The organism is Mesorhizobium sp. CNPSo 4684 (assembly GCF_057784315.1).
On the sequence record NZ_JBWLUX010000012.1, the window covers coordinates 89783 to 107761 of the forward strand.

Here is a 17979-nt window from a genome sequence, read left to right on the forward strand (position 1 = left end):
AGAGAGGTGCTACTCATGGGTTACCGGACCTGAATTGTGGCATCGTCAAACCAACCGCGGTGGGATGGCGACCGGGCGGCCATGACGGCCGTCGAGGTGCCGGTTTTGCTGCGACCACAGCTGGCGATAAAGCGCGCATCGCTCGAGCAGTGTCGCATGCGGCGCGACGTCAAGGACCTTACCCTGATCCATAACCAGGATGTTGTCGCATTCTGTCAGTGAGGACAGCCGGTGCGAAACGATGATCATCGTGCGCCCGCTGGCGATGCGCATGAGATTGGCGCTTACCACCGCCTCGCTCTCCGGGTCGAGCGCGCTGGTCGCTTCGTCGAGGATGAGAATGGTCGGATCGTGGATGAGAGCGCGGGCGATCGCCAGCCGCTGCTTTTGACCACCTGACAAATTGGGCGAACCTTCCTCGATATAGGTGTCATAGCCATTGGGCATGCGCTCGATGAATTCCTGGGCGCCGGCGAGGTGTGCTGCACGCATGGCATCGGAAAGCGTCAGGCCTGGCCGCCCGGCGATGATGTTATCGCGGATCGACCCGCGAAAGAGAAAGTTGTCCTGCAGGACCACGCCGAGTCCTTGGCGAAGATGGCGTAAGTTGATCTCCTTGAGGTCGACGCCATCGAGCTTGAGGAAACCGCTGTAGTCGCGGTTGATTCCCTGCAGGAGGCGCGCGATCGTTGATTTTCCCGACCCGCTGCGCCCAACAATGCCAAACATGCTGCCGGCGGGAATGTGGAAGCTGATCCTGTCAAGCGCCGGTGTCTTCGTCGCGATGTAGCTGAAGGTCAGGTCGCTGAAAGTGACCTCGCCCACGAGCCTGGGTCTCAGGCCGGTGGAATTCGAACTGCTCTCCAGCGGCCGGTTGAGAACCGAGGCCGCCTCGCCGATGGCTGCACCGACCTCCTCGTAGTCTTCAACCAGTCGCGCCAGGCCGACCAGCGGCTGCGCTACGCGCTGGGAGATCATCATGAAGGCGAACAGGCTGCCAACCAGGTAGCCCGAGCGGTCGTTCAACGCGAGATAGGCGCCGACCAGCATGGTGCCGAGCACCATGACGCGTTCGATCGGCGTGACCAGCGTCTGCGGCCAGCTTGCAAGCTGCCCGAAGGCGAGGCGAGCCTTCCCGGCTTCCGCCACCCGCTCGTCCCAGAGCGCCTTGCGCTGCGGCTCGAGGCCGAGCGCCTTCACTGTCTTGATGCCGACGACAGTCTCGCCAAGCGCTGCCGACTTCCAGGTCTCGGCTTCGACCACTCGCTGGTATCTGCGGCGCAGCGGTTTGAGAAAGGCAAGGATGATCAGCATGATCACGGCCGCGCAAGCCATTACGACCCAGGCGAGCGTGGAGTTGATGTAGAACATGACCGGTACCAGCACGCACAGAGTGATTAGATCCAGGAACGTGCTGAGGAGTTTTCCGGTCAGGAACTCTCGAATACGATAGACTTGGGCCAGATGATACATCGTCTCGCCGGCCGGATGACGCTCGAAATAATCGAGCGGCAGGCGCAAGAGCCGGCTAAAGACGTGCAACTGCAGCTTGGTGTCCAGACGGGCGCCGACGACGTTGATGATCAGTCGCCGCGCATGGCCAAGAAGTGTCTCATAGGCGAAGACCACGGCAATCACCGCAGACAAGAGCAGCAAAGTCGAGATGCTGTTGAACTGCAGCACCTTGTTGACCAACGTCATCACGATGAGTGGCGGCAGGATGGTCAGGATGCTCAGCGTGAACGAGGCAATGGCTATGTCGCGCAGGGGCTGGCTTTCTAGCCGCACCAGCTGGGTGAGCCAGTGAAGGGTGAAAGGCGCATCCGCCGCCACGTGCGACCGTGTCGCGCGCAGCAGCACCGCCTCGCCCGTCCACACCCGCGACAGCCGAAGCTCATCGATGGCGGTGGCCTCACCGTCGTCTGGCGCGTCGGCACTTTTGAGGAAGACGACATTGCGCTCCGCACTCGCTCCGGTCAGGAGGGCCGCGCCGCCATCGCTGAACAAGAGCACGACCGGTCCGGTGTCCTGGAAGCGCAAGAGGTGCGACCAGCGGATGCGCAGGGCACGCGCCCACATGCCGGCGTTCTGCGCCCATTCGGAGAGATCGGTAGCAGTCGGAACCGAGCTCGCTGTCCTGAATTCGTTGGGGTCGAGTTCGACGCCATGATAACGGGCGGCCTGCAGTACTGCCTTGAGGCGTGGCGCGATCTGGTTGCGCTCGGCGGGACCGCCGGGAGCCCGCTCGGCAGCGTTACGCGCGCCGGCCTGGCGCGCTGCACCGTCGACTTCGGAGCTTGCACGGATCGAGACCGGCTGATTTTCGGCGTTTACGGGCACGTTTACCATGGACTTCTCATCCGGTACGCAGGGCGAGGGTTCGAAAATGCCCGGGCCGAGGCGTTTCCGCCGAGGTTTCCGGTTGTGCCGCACTGTACTCCGAACCGATCCGCCGCGCGACTCTCATGCCAATCCGTGTCTGGAGGTGGTGAACGTGAGAATTCCGCCCTCCCGCGAAGTCCGCGCGTACGTTTCATCGATGGTCTCTGGTCATGGTGGCTGACCATGGTTCGCAAGCCAGGCGCTGCGGGATGATGCTTTGCGAGCCAACAATTTAGAATAGTCAGCGCGCGGGTCCCGCTTTCCAGCGAAGCCCGCGCGCCTGTTCTCAATCTGGACCAGTCCCTGTCCAGCTCCATTGCCTACTCACTCATGCGGCTTCAAGAGATCCTTCAGGGACGTCTTGACCGCGTGGTCGTTGCTGGCGTAGCCGGCGCCAGGCTTGGTCTGGTCCGTGGTGAGATCCGTGCTCGCCCCGGACGGCTTGTTCTGGTTGTTGCCGAATCCGCTGATCGTCTTGAGGACATTCAGCAGGTCCGTCGTCACCGAAGTCGCCGCCAGGCTGATCAGGTGGCCGAACGAGGTATTGCCGCCGGAACCGCCGCTGCCGTCAGTCGAGCCGGACTGCAGGAATTGCGTAGAGTCCTTCAGCCCGAGCGAGGTGGACGTGACCTTGGCGTGGTTGTGACCAGGGCCGTTTTCGGCATTGTTATTGTTCCCAGAATTACCAGGTGCATCCTGATCTCCATTGCCAAAGCCGTTATTGCCATGGTTGTGATCACCAGTCTCGCCGCCTGGGCCGGTCGCTCCGGTCGCACCTGTCGCACCAGCCGAGCCCGTGGCGCCGGTCGAGCCCGTGGCACCGGTATCGCCTGTGGCTCCGGTGTCACCAGTTGCACCAGTGTCGCCAGTTGCGCCCGTCGCACCGGTATCACCAGTTGCTCCGGTGTCGCCAGTTGCACCAGTCGCGCCGGTATCGCCGGTCGCACCTGTGGCACCAGTATCACCAGTAGCGCCCGTTGCTCCGGTATCGCCAGTCGCTCCGGTGTCGCCAGTCGCACCAGTCGCGCCGGTATCGCCAGTTGCTCCGGTGTCGCCAGTTGCACCAGTTGCGCCGGTATCGCCGGTCGCACCTGTGGCACCGGTATCGCCAGTAGCGCCCGTTGCTCCGGTATCGCCAGTAGCTCCAGTCGCGCCGGTATCGCCAGTAGCTCCAGTCGCGCCGGTATCGCCGGTCGCACCTGTGGCACCAGTATCGCCAGTAGCGCCTGTTGCTCCAGTATCACCAGTAGCGCCCGTTGCCCCGGTGTCGCCAGTTGCACCAGTCGCGCCGGTATCGCCGGTCGCACCTGTTGCTCCGGTATCACCAGTAGCGCCTGTTGCTCCGGTATCACCAGTAGCGCCCGTTGCTCCGGTATCGCCAGTTGCTCCGGTGTCGCCGGTTGCACCCGTGGCACCGGTATCGCCAGTAGCGCCTGTTGCTCCGGTATCGCCAGTTGCTCCGGTGTCGCCGGTTGCACCCGTGGCACCGGTATCGCCTGTCGCACCCGTGGCTCCGGTATCGCCGGTCGCACCCGTGGCTCCGGTGTCGCCAGTTGCACCAGTTGCACCGGTATCGCCGGTCGCACCTGTGGCACCCGTATCGCCGGTTGCACCTGTGGCACCCGTATCGCCGGTTGCACCTGTGGCACCCGTATCGCCGGTTGCACCTGTGGCACCGGTGTCACCAGTTGCACCGGTATCGCCAGTTGCTCCGGTGTCGCCGGTTGCACCAGTAGCACCGGTATCGCCGGTCGCACCCGTGGCTCCGGTATCGCCGGTCGCGCCGGTATCGCCAGTTGCGCCCGTCGCACCCGTATCGCCGGTTGCACCCGTGGCTCCGGTATCGCCGGTCGCACCAGTATCGCCAGTTGCACCAGTCGCGCCGGTATCGCCAGTTGCGCCCGTCGCACCCGTATCGCCGGTCGCACCAGTTGCTCCGGTGTCGCCGGTTGCACCCGTGGCTCCGGTATCGCCGGTCGCACCAGTATCGCCAGTTGCACCAGTCGCACCGGTATCGCCAGTTGCGCCCGTCGCACCCGTATCACCAGTCGCACCCGTGGCTCCGGTATCGCCAGTTGCGCCCGTCGCACCCGTATCGCCGGTCGCACCTGTTGCTCCGGTGTCACCAGTAGCGCCCGTTGCTCCGGTGTCACCAGTAGCGCCCGTTGCTCCGGTATCGCCAGTTGCTCCGGTGTCGCCGGTTGCACCCGTGGCACCGGTATCGCCGGTCGCACCCGTGGCTCCGGTATCGCCGGTCGCACCAGTATCGCCAGTCGCACCAGTCGCGCCGGTATCGCCAGTTGCGCCCGTCGCACCCGTATCGCCGGTCGCACCAGTTGCTCCGGTGTCGCCGGTTGCGCCCGTCGCACCCGTATCACCGGTCGCACCCGTGGCTCCGGTATCGCCGGTCGCACCAGTATCGCCAGTAGCGCCCGTGGCTCCGGTGTCACCAGTTGCACCAGTATCGCCAGTAGCGCCTGTTGCTCCAGTATCACCAGTAGCGCCCGTTGCTCCGGTATCGCCAGTTGCGCCCGTCGCACCGGTATCGCCAGTTGCTCCGGTGTCGCCAGTAGCGCCCGTTGCTCCGGTATCACCAGTTGCTCCGGTGTCGCCGGTTGCACCGGTATCGCCGGTTGCACCCGTGGCTCCGGTGTCGCCGGTCGCACCCGTGGCACCGGTATCGCCGGTCGCACCAGTTGCACCAGTCGCGCCGGTATCGCCGGTCGCACCCGTAGAGCCAGTTGCGCCAGTCGCGCCGGTTCCACCTGAAGCGCCAGTCGCGCCTGTGGCACCGGTCGAGCCCGCACCAGTTGCGCCGGTCGCACCGGTGGCGCCGGTGGCACCCGTCGCGCCGGTCGCACCTGCGCCGGTCGCACCTGTGGCACCGGTCGGGCCTGCGGGACCTGTCGGGCCCGTGGCGCCTGACTGCGTGAGGGTGAGAGTCGCCGGCGTAAACGTATTGTTATTGTCGCCATTGTTGCCGGCATCGGGCGCGAAAACAAAAGCAGTCCCGGCGGCGTTGTGCGTAAGTGTAGCGTACACGTTGAAGTTGTCGTCGTAAATGATATAGTCGTGCAAGTTATTTGGAATTGTTACAGTTATAGCGAACGAAAGAGCTAGACCACCGTTAGTCGCGGATGGAAGTGAAAAACTGCCGACTACTACGTTACCTGTCGTGTCCACCAGATAATAGGTGTTGACCGCAGTGCTGTTGCCGTTGCCCTGTATCGTGCCAGTGAGGGTCAGGTCACCCGATGCGAGCACGCCGGTGTAACTTGCCACACCGTGCGAAGTCAGCGGCGGCAAAGGCGCGGAGGATCTAGCCTGTGCGGATAATTCCCAGGTGCCGCCCAAAGCCGCTGCACCGACCAGCGACCTCGATGCGCGGACGTCCGCGCCGATGGCCTCTTCCAGCGCTGCTATGAAGGCCTCGCCGACATTCCCCGATGCCGTCTCGCAGCTCCACAGCCGCAGTTCGCCGTCCGCGGCGAGCGCGCTGCCGATGGCGGCGAAGTCCTCGGCGCCTCCGTTCAGTATGGCCGCCGACCATTCACCTGCGGTGAAGCTAACCCGGCCAGGCGCGCCGTGCGCGATGACGTGCACTGCGTCGAGCCCTTCGTGCCCTGACAATGCGGCAGCGATCTGCTGCGCTGCCGGTCGGCGGCCATCCAGCACGACAGCCCGGACTTCGGACCTCAGGTTACCGAGAACGGTCTCGAGATCGGAGATAGAAGGATCGACAAAGAGAATTTCAGAGGCACGGGCCATGACTGGCTCCTGTTGGCTTCGAATTCAATTCAAGGGGAAGCCGCCCACCGGCTTTCCCGGCGAGCGGTTGCGACAAGGGAACTTGGGAGGGATCATCGTCCGGACGGCCCGACGGCGCCGTCGGGACGTTCGAAAGCGGGGCTCTCTACGCGCAGGAAGCTGCAGGCCTGGAAATTCCCGCCATCGTCAAACGTGCCAATCGCAAATGAGCCGGCTGCGGCCGGAACCTTGACGGTGACAGCGACGGCGAGGCTTCGCTTGGCGGCCTTGGGAAGAATGACCTGACCGACGATGGCGCTCTTGGCCGTGTCCAGGATAAAATAAGGCACATTTTCGGTCGTGTCGCCGATGGGCAAGACGCCTCTAACGGCAACTTCCATGACCGCAAACCCTGCTATGTAGCTCATCATGTCCTCCTTGGTCGACGGCGGCTGCGCCGCTGTGTGTCTTGTTTCGTGCCTAGGTTTCTATCGCTGCCGAGCGTCCGCGCTCGCTGAGGCCGGTCGCAGCTTCTATCGGCACTCGAGCCGCCCGCATTGAGCAGCCTGCAGCTCCGTGAACCAACCGGCGACGCGCATTGCGACGAAACGCACGCGCAAGGCTTGACGGCCTCTTGGTGCCGCTCGATCGAGCGGCGTCCCACTTGTCTTCACTGAGGGTGTGGAGTTCGCAGGCGTGCGGCGGTCCACAGGGCGCCGAGGAATACCCGTCAATCGCGGGGCAATCCTTGCTGGCGAGAAGGTGCGGATAATTGAGGGGTTGAGCGAAGCGGAAACCTGCGTCGCGGGCGCATCGTTTCGCACTTGGTATCACACCAACCACAGCCAACTCCCAACATGCGCGTCAACTTGCGAGGGAATCGACTACTTGCAAGGGAACATCAGGTTGGGAAAACGCTGACCTTGAGTTCAAGGCAGTACGACGTCTTCTTTGCATGCCACCAAACACTCTCTGCGCCCTCACGCACGAAGTGACTTGCTCCAGATACTCTCTTGGCTTCGCAGACCGCACGGACCGACAGGCCTATTGCCCGGTCCGCGGAAACCCTCCCATATATAAGGCATTAGTAAATTATAAAATTAGCAACTTGTAAATAACCTGTTTACGATTTGTTAATTGCGCAACCACGGCTAAGTACCTTGGCAAACATCGAGATGGCGCGCATGTGGCCAAATGCATCGAAAAATCCGGGGCTTAAAGATGCTCCGCCTTCGTTAGCGGCGGACCCCTTGATATCGCGGCGGAGCTTTTGCGTGAGCGATTGGCCCGATTGGAAGGTTATTCGCCCCCTTCGTCCAAGGCGACCGCGAGGCCCTTGCTGCGATGGAAAGTGCTGGCTAACAATGGATGGCGCTGAGGTCGCGTTTGCAAAGGAAGGGATGAGCGATACTTTGCAAGAGAGGTCATGCAAAATGGCCGGGGCAGGGGGCAATGCACATGGGGCATGAAGCTCGGACACGTCCGCATCGGAGCGGATCGCTGTCCCAAACGACACCCTGGCACAAATGTGACCGCCTCGGCGCTCAGTCCTGCGGGGAGCCAATAGTCAGCGCATGACAAACGGCAAGCGCCTCTGTCTCAACATGATCGTCAAGAACGAGATGGCGAACCTTCAACGCTGTCTCGGGGCGGTTGTCGACCACATCGACTGCTGGGTTATCGGCGACACCGGCTCGACCGACGGGACCCAGGATTTCGTCAAATCGTTCTTCGCTGCCCGCAACCTGCCGGGCGAGTTGCATGAATTCCCATTCCATAATTTTGAGCAGGCGCGCAACGCGGCGCTCGATCATGCCTATGCCTCCCCACTCGCTTACGACTACCTGCTGTTTGACGACGCCGACATGGAACTGGTGGTCGAGGATGCTGGCTTCCGCGAGCACCTCGACAGTTCGGGCTACCGGCTGCTGCAGCGGTCGGATTCCGGCCTGGCCTATTGGAACACGCGGCTGGTCAAGCGCGACGCCCGCGCTCGCTACCACGGCGTGACCCACGAATATCTCGACGTGCCCGGTGGCGTGCAGGAACTGCGCAGCGCTTGGTACAAGGACCACGCCAGCGGCTCGAACCGGGTGGACAAGTTCGAGCGCGATGCCAGGCTTTTGCTGGAGGCCCTTGAGAAGGATCCGGAAAATCAGCGCTATTGGTTCTACCTGGCGCAATCCTACCGCGACGCCGGGCGGACGGCGGAGGCCGCAGTTGCCTATGCCAAGCGCGCCGCGATGGGCGGCTGGGACGAAGAGGCGTGGAACGCCCGATTGCAAGAGGCGCGCTGTCTGCGCAAACTCGGCGACGAGCCTGGCTTCATTCAACAGGCGCTTGCCGCCTTCAATCAACGGCCGCGACGTGCCGAACCGCTCTATGACCTGGCCCGGTTCTACCGCGAGAAGGGGATGAACGACGCCAGCGTATTGTTTTCCGAAGCGGGGCTGGCGATCAGGCGGCCGGAGCAGGACATTCTGTTCATCGAGGACCACATCTACACGACAGGCCTGCTGGAAGAATTTTCCATTGCGGCAAACTACGCGCGCGATCCCGTGCGCAAGGACCGCGGTTTCGCGGCGTGCAACTGGCTGGCGTTGAACCGAGCCATCGGCGACGGCCCCAGGGAGCTGGCGTGGTCCAACCTGTTCTTCTATGTCCAGCCGGCCAAGACAATGATGCCGTCCTTCAACGCGCGTCCGGTCGGCTTCACCGCGCCCAATGGCTATCGGTCGTCAAACCCATCAGTGGCTCGATTGGGCGAGCACATCGTGCTCTTGCAGCAAACCTTGGCCGACGACGACCTCCTGTCTGACACGCCTGACGGGCGACCGGTTCACACGCGCAATTTCCTGCTCCGATTGAGTGATGAGCTCGCCATCCAGTCCGCAAGCGAGATTTTGCCGCCGGTTGACATGCCGGAGCCCGCTAATGGCCAGGTTCTCGGATTTGAGGACATGCGGCTGTTTGCCTGGCGGGATGCGCTGTGGGGCGTCTCTTGCGTGCGCGGACTGACACAGGAGGGTTGGTGCGAGCAGGTCGTCGCTCGCATCGACGAGAGTGGCGCCTGCCGGCTGGCTGACTGGCGCGTGCTGCATCCGGCCGGACCGCGAGGGCACGAAAAGAACTGGATGCCGCAAGTCAAGCCCGGCATGGTGGAAGGAGCGGCAGATACGCTGCAGTTCATCTACCTATGCGATCCCACCCGGATCGTGGACGAGCGGGGTGCCACTGTCAGCGAGACCGCTCCCGCGATTGCCGCACAACGGTTCAGGGGCGGAACCCAGCTGATCGCATTCGCCGGCGGATGGCTCGCCCTGATCCATGAAGTACAGTGGCGGACCGCGGAGAAGCGGCGTTACTACCTGCACCGGTTTGTCTGGTTCGACGAAGCCAACGCCTTGCGAAAGGTAAGTCGTCCGTTCTTCTTCGACAAAAAGGGCGTTGAGTTCGCCGCCGGGCTGGCGTGGCACCCGGACGAAAGGCGTCTGTTGATTTCCTACAGCGTCGCCGACAGTGAGTCCTGGATCGCAACCGTCGAAGAGGCGGAGGTGAGGTCGCTGCTGGAGGATGTGGATAGCCTGCCATCGGGTAAGGCAGATACGCCGTCTGGGTTGACGCTAGCCTCTGTGCATGGCTCTCCGCTAATGGAAACAGGGATCAATCCTTACCGCACCGACGACGGAGCCGTGGGTGATGCGAGCCTGGCGCCCTCGGAACGCAAGAACCTTGGCGCCGGCGACATGAAGTCCACCGACGAGATCTTTCATGAGCTCGCGCCGTTTCTGCGCGACGTCGATTCTCCGCTGCAACGACGGGAACGATCTCGCCAGTTCGACGCCCGAATTTCTCGCTTCCTTGGCAGCGACAACACAGCGCTTCCGCAGATCCACTGCTTCTACCAGGTGATGTCGGACAACGCCGAGCATCGTACCCTCATTGCCGCCACGACTTCAATGCGGGCAGCAGGCCATCCGGTGCGGGTGTGGAGCTACGCACCCGAGAAGCTCACGTTCCTCGTTCCGCACGGGATCGAAGTCCGCAATGCCGACGACGTCATGCCGCGTGCTTTTTTCGAGCGGATCGTAGCGGGCTCAGAGATCAGGTATTTCAGTGACATTTTCCGTTATGCAGTGCTTTACGAGCATGGCGGGCTATGGATGGATTCCGACGTCATCCTGCTACGGCCCTTCCCCTTCCGCGGCGATCATTTCTTCAATTTGCAATGGCGCGGATCGCACAAGGGCCACTTCATTTGCGGCAACGTCATCTACGCCAAACCCTACAGCGGCCACCTGAGGGCGCTGTTCGAGATGTCGATCTCGCGCTTCCATGATGCCAGCGGCAAGGAATTCGGCGATATCGGCCCCAAGCTGCTGTCCGACTATATTGCCTCCGACCCAGGAGCCGCGCTGCGGGAATGCGTGTTCAGCCCGATGTTCTTCAACCCGATCGACTGGACGGAGATCGACCGGTTCGAGAAACCGATAGCGGAATTGGCTGACTATCTGAACGACGAGCGGGTGTTCGGCATCCACCTGTGGACGGCACGCAATGAGGCCCGCCCGGGCGGCGAGGGCGCGCCGCTAATTTCGCAGCTGATCAATCCGCTCGACAGCTTTCCAAGCCTCACAAGCCTCGCCGACCGCTTTAACACTGACAAGAACAGGCACACCGGTAACCGACACGCCTATGCCAGGGTTTATGATCGGTTGTTGTCGCCCAGGCGCTTGTCGATGCGGCGGTTGATGGAGATCGGCCTGTGCCGTGGCTTAGCCGAGGGCAATCAGACCGAGACTCCATCCGTCTCGCTGTGGCAGAGCTATTTTCCATTCTGCCAGGTTATCGGGCTCGACCTGACGGATTTTTCGCAGCTCAACAACGAACGGTTCAAATCGTTTGTCGGCGACCAATCCAAGCTGGACGATCTGCGCCGCGTCGCTGCAAAGCTCGAACCGGAATCGCTCGACGTAATCGTCGACGACGGCAGCCACGCCTCGTTCGACGAGCAGTTGACACTGCGCGAGTTCTTCCCGCTGCTCGCCGAGGGCGGTTGGTATTTCCTCGAAGACCTCGACTGGCAGCCACCAGGTGAGGACCTTGGCAAGATCACGCTGACGAAGACCCTGCTGCGGGAGATCCAGCAGCACGGCAGCGCCCGTTCGGTCGATCCGCTGGGTGTGAGCGCGCTTGCCGATCAGTTCGCCGAGATACTGTTCTTCGACAGCCATTATGAGTTGAACCGGGCGAAGCTGCTGGGTGGCCTGGTCGCTATCCGCAAGGTCGCGCCGGGCATGTCCGCCGGACGCGGTCTTAAGCCAGCGCGCGTAAAGGAAGGTTAGGTTTGAAGGTCGCTGTCTACACCATCGCGCTGAACGAGGCCGCAAACGCGGAGCGCTGGGCCAATTCGGCCGTCGACGCCGACTATCGCATTGTGGTCGATACCGGCAGCACCGATGACACTGTGGAACGGCTGACCGCTGCCGGCGTTACCGTACACAGGATAGCGGTCCGCCCATGGCGTTTCGACGACGCGCGTAATGCTGCCATGGCCTTGATCCCTCCCGACGTCGATGTGTGCTGCACAATGGACATGGACCGGTTTCTCAAACCCGGCTGGCGAGCAAAGCTTGAGGCGGCTTGGCAGCCCGAGACAACAGCCCTCTTTTGTCAGACGGTGTACAGATCAAGTGTCGATGACCCGACGCCGCTGCGAAGCTGGCCGGCGAAGAATTTTCACCACCGCTGGGGATATCGCTTCAGGCGGCCTGTTCACGAAGCCTTGGTCTTCACCGGAGAAACGGAAGTAACCGCGAACAGCAGCGACATCGTCATGTTCGAGGTGCAGGATCTCACCAAGCCAACGAGGAGCAGCTACCTGCCGCTGATGGAGGTGGCGCACAAGGAAGACCCCGACGACGCGCAGATCTGCTTCTGGCTCGGGCGGGACTTGATGTGGGCCAACCAACCAGAGCGGGCCATTCCGTTGCTTGAGCGCTACCTTGAATTGCCGACAAGCAAGTGGGCGGAAGAACGCTCCGAGGCGATGCGCTACATCGCGCGCATGCGGCCGGAGCAGAGGTTGTCCTGGCTGGACAAGGCCCGGATGGAAGCGCCACACCGGCGTGAAATCTGGCTCGACCTTGCAGAGGAGTTCCACGACAAGGCCGACTGGCTAAATCTGTTCTGGGCCTGCACCAACGGGATCGAGAAGACGCGGCGTACCGGGAGCTATCTGGACGACGCAAACTGCTGGGGCTTTCGACTGTACGATCTCGGCGCGATCGCAGCGTGGCGCCTTAACGCCATGGACCGAGCTGTGGAGTGGGGGCAGAAGGCGCGCGAACTCGAACCGGGCAATCAGCGGCTTACAAGTAATCTAGATTTCTTTCATCGTCGCCGAGATGAGATGCAATCCGCACCGATAAAGGCTCTCATCCGCGACCAGCTATTTTCTCGTATCAGCCGTAAACCGGTTAAACTGCTGCAGATCGGAGCCAACAACGGCAGTCTTCTGTACGACGCCATAGTTAAATTTAGGTGGAGCGCGATTCTTATCGAACCGGTCCCGTTTATCTTCGACGAATTGAAACAGCGCTACGCCGGACAACCAAACCTGCAACTTCTCAATCTTGCAATTCACCCCACAGAAGATCGGAAAAAGATTCCTTTCTATGAAGTAAAGAAAATGGAAAATCCACCGACCCCTTGGTACTACGGCTTATCGTCATTTGATAAGAGTACTATATTGACACACCGCGATCTGATCCCTGGCCTGGAAGGCATGATCAATGAAATTGCCATCGAGGCGAGAACGATCTCCGGAATAATCGATGAACTCGAGGTCGATGACGTAAATTTTCTTATGGTAGATGCAGAGGGATACGACGCCACAATAGTTAGAAGCTTTCCGTTTCAAAAAATTCATCCGAGTCTCGTCATATTTGAAGGAAAGCATATTTCAGAAGGTGAGTTAGATACTACCAAAACTTTACTAGGTAAGGCCGGCTATCATTGGCTGCCGATGCAGGATTGGGAAAACAATATCTTTGCTATTTCACATCAAATAATGAGCGAAGACGAGTTCGGACTTCTCAGCGAGATAATAACGAATAGGCGGCAAAATTGATTAAAATATTGGCATCTCTCCGGTATACGGCGCAATAGTTTTTGGTGGATGAGAGTCTTTCCGATCATGTCAAGGTATATTGTCGACGAATCTGGTAAATTGGCCGAAGCAGCGCCGGCACCCCTACCATTGATATACACCACTGTCTACGGTAGCGACATTTACTATGAGTGCTTACTGATATTTATTAAATCTTTAATTTTATACGGGAAATACAAAGGAAAGATTCTGATTTTTGCGGACCGAATTGGATCGGATGCGGAGAGATACATTCCCGAGGAGGCTCTCAATCAGGTCTCTCTAGTGGCTATAAATCATAAAAATTACTCACAACGTTACGTTAGTGGCGATTTTTCTATGAATGACTTTTGTCCTATAGTATATTTTGACAATGATATGGTATTCGATTTGGATATTTATCCGATGTTGCATAAAATTTGGCGAGCGTCTGGCGCCTGCGTGGTGACGGAAGACGAAACATACCCCGAGATGTCGTCCCAGAAGGTCGCAGACATCGTTGATAGCCGGAGAATTGGAAACTGGTGGGGGTTGGAAATCATTCGATCGGACTTCAGCTGTCATGATAAAATTTTTCCGTTGGCGAATTCCGGAGTCATAGGGTTTCCAGACTATTACATGTTTAGTACAATTGGTGGACTTGTATTTGATCTATACAATTCCCCTCCTAACGAGTCGCTAGCTAAGTGGTTTGGTGACCAACCATTTCTCAATTATGTTTTGGTGAAAACGGGGTTGGGAGAATATAAAACGTTGCGCGGCACCTGTCGTTTTTTGGGATCCGCTGAGGCCTTCTCAAGCGACCGACGAGGGCTGGTCCATTTCATTTGGGCAAGAAACGAAGACAAGCCCACTCGAATGAAGGCCTATCTGGATTACCTGAGGCTTTTGAGTTGAATAGGGGTGCCGAAGAGAAATAGGGAAGTTGTCTTCCGACCTCCGCGGCCGAGAAGAAACTTGAGATTTCAAACGACGAGCATAGAGTTCAGCAATGCGACTAGGCTGTAGCGCAAGCAATGATCGCGAAGGCTTGGTTGAAGCGCGCAGACTCCAAAAACATGGTCCAAGCTGAATCCAGACCCGTTTGATATGCACTGTGCGTGCCGAACCTTTGCCGTCCTAGATCTTATTTTAATTTCGGGCCTCAGACGTTGGGAATTCAAGTGCGGCGACGAGATTTCTTTACATTGCTTGCAAGCGCATCGGTAAGCAGCTTCCCGGTGGCGTTGACACGGCCGGGAAGAGCGGGAACAAGCTACGCGGTGTCCATGCCACCCTTTGCCACTCCTTCCTCCCTCCTTACTGCCCCGATCGAACTCGCCGGCGATTGGGGCCACATGGTGCCACGCTCAGCCGATCAGGTCGTCGAGATCATGCGGCACGCCTGTCTGGATGGCGTCCGGCTGGTCTCCGATCGCCAGCCGACGCGGCTTCGCGTCGACAGGCACGCGTCCGGCTCGCCGGCCGTGTGGCTACATCCGGACGGTAGCACCATGGCGTGGATTATTGTCGACATCGGTGAACGCGACTGGTCAAAGCTCGCCTACCAGTTCGGCCATGAGCTGGGCCACGTCATGGCCAACAGCTGGCAGGCGGACGCCAAGCCGGCGCCGCCCTGCCAGTGGCTCGAGGAGGCGTTGGTCGAGGCCTTCTCGCTGCACGGTCTCGGTCGCTTGGCGAAGGACTGGAAAGTGAATCCGCCATTTGCCGGCGACAACGCGTTCGGCGATGCCATCGCGGCGTATCGCGACAACATCGTCCGAGGCTATACCGCGCTCGCCGACGGCCAGGGGCTCACTCGCGACGCGGCGGCCTGGTTCGCCGATCATCGCAGCGAAATCGAAATACCAGGCCTCAATCCATTCGCTCAAGCAATGTCCCGGACCATCCTGACTGAGTACGAGGCGGCGCCCGACTGCGTCGAGGCGCTGGGCGCACCCAACCGTTGGCCCGGCCGCACAGGTGTACCGATCGCAGAGTATCTGAAGCTATGGGAGGCGAGTTGTGCGGAACTGCAAGCCTCGCCGCGACTGCCGGTCCGGCTGCGCGAACTGTTGCACATCACGTGACGGCTACGGGCCCGTACGGAACAATGCGGGAGCGTTGGCGATTCTGGTCCACTAAAGGGTCAATAAAATCAACGGCCTTGTCCGGTCCTTCGGGCTCATCCGCGCCCCCTCATCCGTAACACCCGCGCTCCACCGCCAGCCGCCGCAGCAACGCCAGCACGGCATCTATCGTCGGGGTCGGCTTGTCCGTTAGCCGGCCAAGTTCCTGGACTGCCGTCACCAGCGCATCGATCTCCATCGACCGGCTGCGCTCGAGATCCTGCAGCATCGAGGTCTTGTGCTCGCCGACATCGCCGGCGCCCTTGATGCGGCGGTCGACCCCGATCGGAAAGCGTACGCCGAGGCTTTCGCCGATCGCCTGCGCCTCCAGCATCATGGTGCGGGCAAGCATGCGGGTGCTCTCGTCGGCAACGATCGCGGCCAGCGTGCTGCCGGTCAGCGCCGAGATCGGATTGAAGGAGAGGTTGCCCCACAGCTTCACCCAAATCTCGCTGCGGATGTCGTCGCGGACCGGTACCTGCAAGCCGGCCTTGACCATTTCCTCGGCCAGAAGCGTGACCCGTTCGCTGCGCTCGCCAGAGGGTTCGCCGAGCGAGAAACGCTTGCCGTCGACATGATGGATGAGGCCTGGCGCATCGACTTCGACCGCAGGATAGACGACCGAGCCGATGACGCGCTGCGGCCCGATCCGCTGCCAGATGGCGCCGCCACGATCGACCGCGTTCAGCCGGGTGCCTTCGAGCGGCCCGCCGACGCCGTGGAAATACCACCACGGCACGCCGTTCTGCATGGTGACGACGGCGGTGTGGTCTCCCAGCAGCGGTGCGATCTGGTCAAGGGCCAAGGTGAGAGAATGGGCCTTCAGCGCCAGCACGACATAATCCTGCACGCCAAGCACCTCGGCCGTGGCGGCGGCCCGGACGGGGACCGAAATGTCCTGGCCATCCTCGATCAGGCGCAGGCCGTTTGCCTTGATCGCTTCCAGATGCGCCCCGCGCGCGACGATCGAAAGATCGGTCCGCCCGGCCATGGCAAGCTTGGCCGCGAGATAGCCGCCGATCGCACCGGCGCCGAAGACGGTGACCTTCATCGTCAAAGTCCGAATTTGGCGGCAAGGCCGATACGCTGCAATTTGCCCGTCGCGCCCTTGGGGATCTCGTCCAGGATCAGGATCTTGCGCGGCACCTTGAAGTCGGCAAGCCGCGTTGCGGCATAGCTGCGAATGTCGCCCTCGCTGGCACTGATACCTTCGCGCAGCACCACTGCCGCCGCCACCTCCTCGCCAAGCTTGTCATGCGGCATGGCGAAAGTGACGACCTGCGCCACCGCTGGATGATCCATCAGCACGTCGTCGACCTCGAGCGGCGAGATCTTTTCGCCGCCGCGGTTGATGATCTCCTTGAGCCGTCCGGTGACGCGCAGATAGAAGTCCTCGTCGAGCACGCCCTGGTCGCCGGTATGGAACCAGCCATGCGCGAAGGCGCTGGCGTTAGCGTCCGGGTTCTTCTCATAGCCGGTGGTGACGTTGGGACCGCGGATGACGATCTCGCCGGTCTCGCCGGCTTTTAGCAGCCGTCCGTCCGGCGCCATGACAGCCACTTCCGGCCCAGCCGCAGCGCCGACGCTGCCCGGCTTGCGCTGGCCGGGCGGCAGGCGGTTGGACGCCATCTGGTGCGCCGCCTCGGTCATCCCGTAGGATTCGATCACCGGGCAGCCGAAGGTCGCTTCGAGCTCGGCCATCACCTGCGCCGGCAGCGATGCCGAGGACGAGCGGATGAAGCGCAGACGCGCTGCCGACAGCGCCCCGGTGTTGCGCGGCGCCCTGGGCAGGATCGCCTGATGCATGGTCGGCACTGCGGTGTACCAGCTTGGTTGTGCCTCGCTCAGCCACTGGAAGAAGCGCAGCGCGTTGAAGCCGGGCGTGCAGTAGATGCTGCCGCCTGTTGCCAGCGACGACAGCACGGCCGCGATCAGGCCGTGGATGTGGAACAGCGGCATGATGTTGAGGCAGCGGTCATCGGCTGTCAGGCCTAGCGTCGCGCCGATATGGGCGGCCGAGGCCGCGATGTTGGCATGGCTGAGCGGCACCAGTTTTGGACGCGATGTCGTCCCGGAGGTGTGCAGCAAAAGTGCGATGTCGCCGTCTTGCGCCATATCGGGAACGGCCTGCGGCCCGATCGCCGCGCCCTCGATCATAAAACTTCCGGCCGGTGCGCCAGGCTGCGCGACCAGCCGGAGCACGCCAATACCAAGGCGTTCGGCCACCGTCACCGCGGGGCCGGTGTCGCCCTCCGCAACGAGGATCGCCTTGGCGCCGATGTCGGTCAGGTAGAAATCAAGCTCATCAGCCCGGTAGGCTGGATTGAGCGGCGCTGTCGAGGCAGTGGCCGCCACGGCGACAAAAGCGGTGGCCATCTCGGGCCCGTTCGGCAGCACGATCGCCACCCTGTCGCCCCGGCCGATGCCGCGCTCATGCAGCTGTTTTGCCGTGGCGGCGATCAGGCCGCGCAATCCGCCATGGCTGAGCGTCGCCCTGTCGGGTGCCAGGATCGCCGGAGCGTCATCGGCGCCGGCGGCGAGACGGCGGGAGAGCCCAAGGGAATTTTCGCTACTGGCCATGATCACCGACTA

The 17979-nt window shown here is 61.3% G+C and carries 9 protein-coding genes and 1 pseudogene; 5 read left to right on the forward strand and 5 right to left on the reverse strand.

The window, feature by feature from the left end; translation table 11 throughout:
* Positions 1 to 45 precede the first annotated feature (45 nt).
* The 3 genes from AC04SG_RS12980 to AC04SG_RS12990 all read right to left on the reverse strand — a co-directional run bounded on the left by AC04SG_RS12980 (position 46) and on the right by AC04SG_RS12990 (position 6557).
* A complete protein-coding gene (locus AC04SG_RS12980; protein ID WP_488551347.1) occupies positions 46 to 2349 on the reverse strand; it encodes a peptidase domain-containing ABC transporter in 2304 nt (767 codons plus the stop codon).
* A 357-nt stretch (positions 2350 to 2706) separates the two neighbouring features.
* A complete protein-coding gene (locus AC04SG_RS12985) occupies positions 2707 to 6150 on the reverse strand; it encodes a DUF4347 domain-containing protein (RefSeq protein WP_488551348.1) in 3444 nt (1147 codons plus the stop codon).
* Positions 6151 to 6242: 92 nt separating this feature from the next.
* Entirely contained in the window at positions 6243 to 6557 is a 315-nt protein-coding gene (locus tag AC04SG_RS12990; protein ID WP_162712396.1) for a hypothetical protein, read from the reverse strand.
* 1194 nt (positions 6558 to 7751) lie between these two features.
* Between AC04SG_RS12990 and AC04SG_RS12995 the strand changes: the two are divergent.
* The 5 genes and pseudogenes from AC04SG_RS12995 to AC04SG_RS13015 all read left to right on the forward strand — a co-directional run.
* Positions 7752 to 7940 (forward strand): annotated as a pseudogene (locus tag AC04SG_RS12995) (glycosyl transferase); the annotation flags it as partial.
* A 54-nt stretch (positions 7941 to 7994) separates the two neighbouring features.
* Entirely contained in the window at positions 7995 to 11474 is a 3480-nt protein-coding gene (locus AC04SG_RS13000; RefSeq protein ID WP_488551513.1) for a glycosyltransferase, read from the forward strand.
* A gap of 2 nt (positions 11475 to 11476) precedes the next feature.
* Positions 11477 to 13261, forward strand: coding sequence for an FkbM family methyltransferase (locus tag AC04SG_RS13005; RefSeq protein WP_488551349.1), 1785 nt, complete (start codon positions 11477 to 11479; stop codon positions 13259 to 13261).
* A gap of 99 nt (positions 13262 to 13360) precedes the next feature.
* On the forward strand, positions 13361 to 14176 hold the full coding sequence (locus AC04SG_RS13010) for a hypothetical protein (RefSeq protein ID WP_488551350.1): 816 nt from the start codon (positions 13361 to 13363) through the stop codon (positions 14174 to 14176).
* 371 nt (positions 14177 to 14547) lie between these two features.
* Positions 14548 to 15348: a hypothetical protein gene (locus AC04SG_RS13015; protein WP_488551351.1), complete on the forward strand. Its 801-nt coding sequence runs from the start codon at positions 14548 to 14550 to the stop codon at positions 15346 to 15348.
* Positions 15349 to 15457: 109 nt separating this feature from the next.
* Here AC04SG_RS13015 and AC04SG_RS13020 read toward each other — a convergent pair whose 3' ends face one another.
* Together AC04SG_RS13020 and AC04SG_RS13025 are read right to left on the reverse strand one after the other, a co-directional pair.
* Positions 15458 to 16438 (reverse strand): 2-dehydropantoate 2-reductase, encoded by a 981-nt coding sequence (locus AC04SG_RS13020; protein WP_488551352.1) that lies wholly within the window; start codon positions 16436 to 16438, stop codon positions 15458 to 15460.
* A 2-nt stretch (positions 16439 to 16440) separates the two neighbouring features.
* On the reverse strand, positions 16441 to 17967 hold the full coding sequence (locus AC04SG_RS13025; RefSeq protein WP_488551353.1) for an acyl--CoA ligase: 1527 nt from the start codon (positions 17965 to 17967) through the stop codon (positions 16441 to 16443).
* Positions 17968 to 17979: the final 12 nt, after the last annotated feature.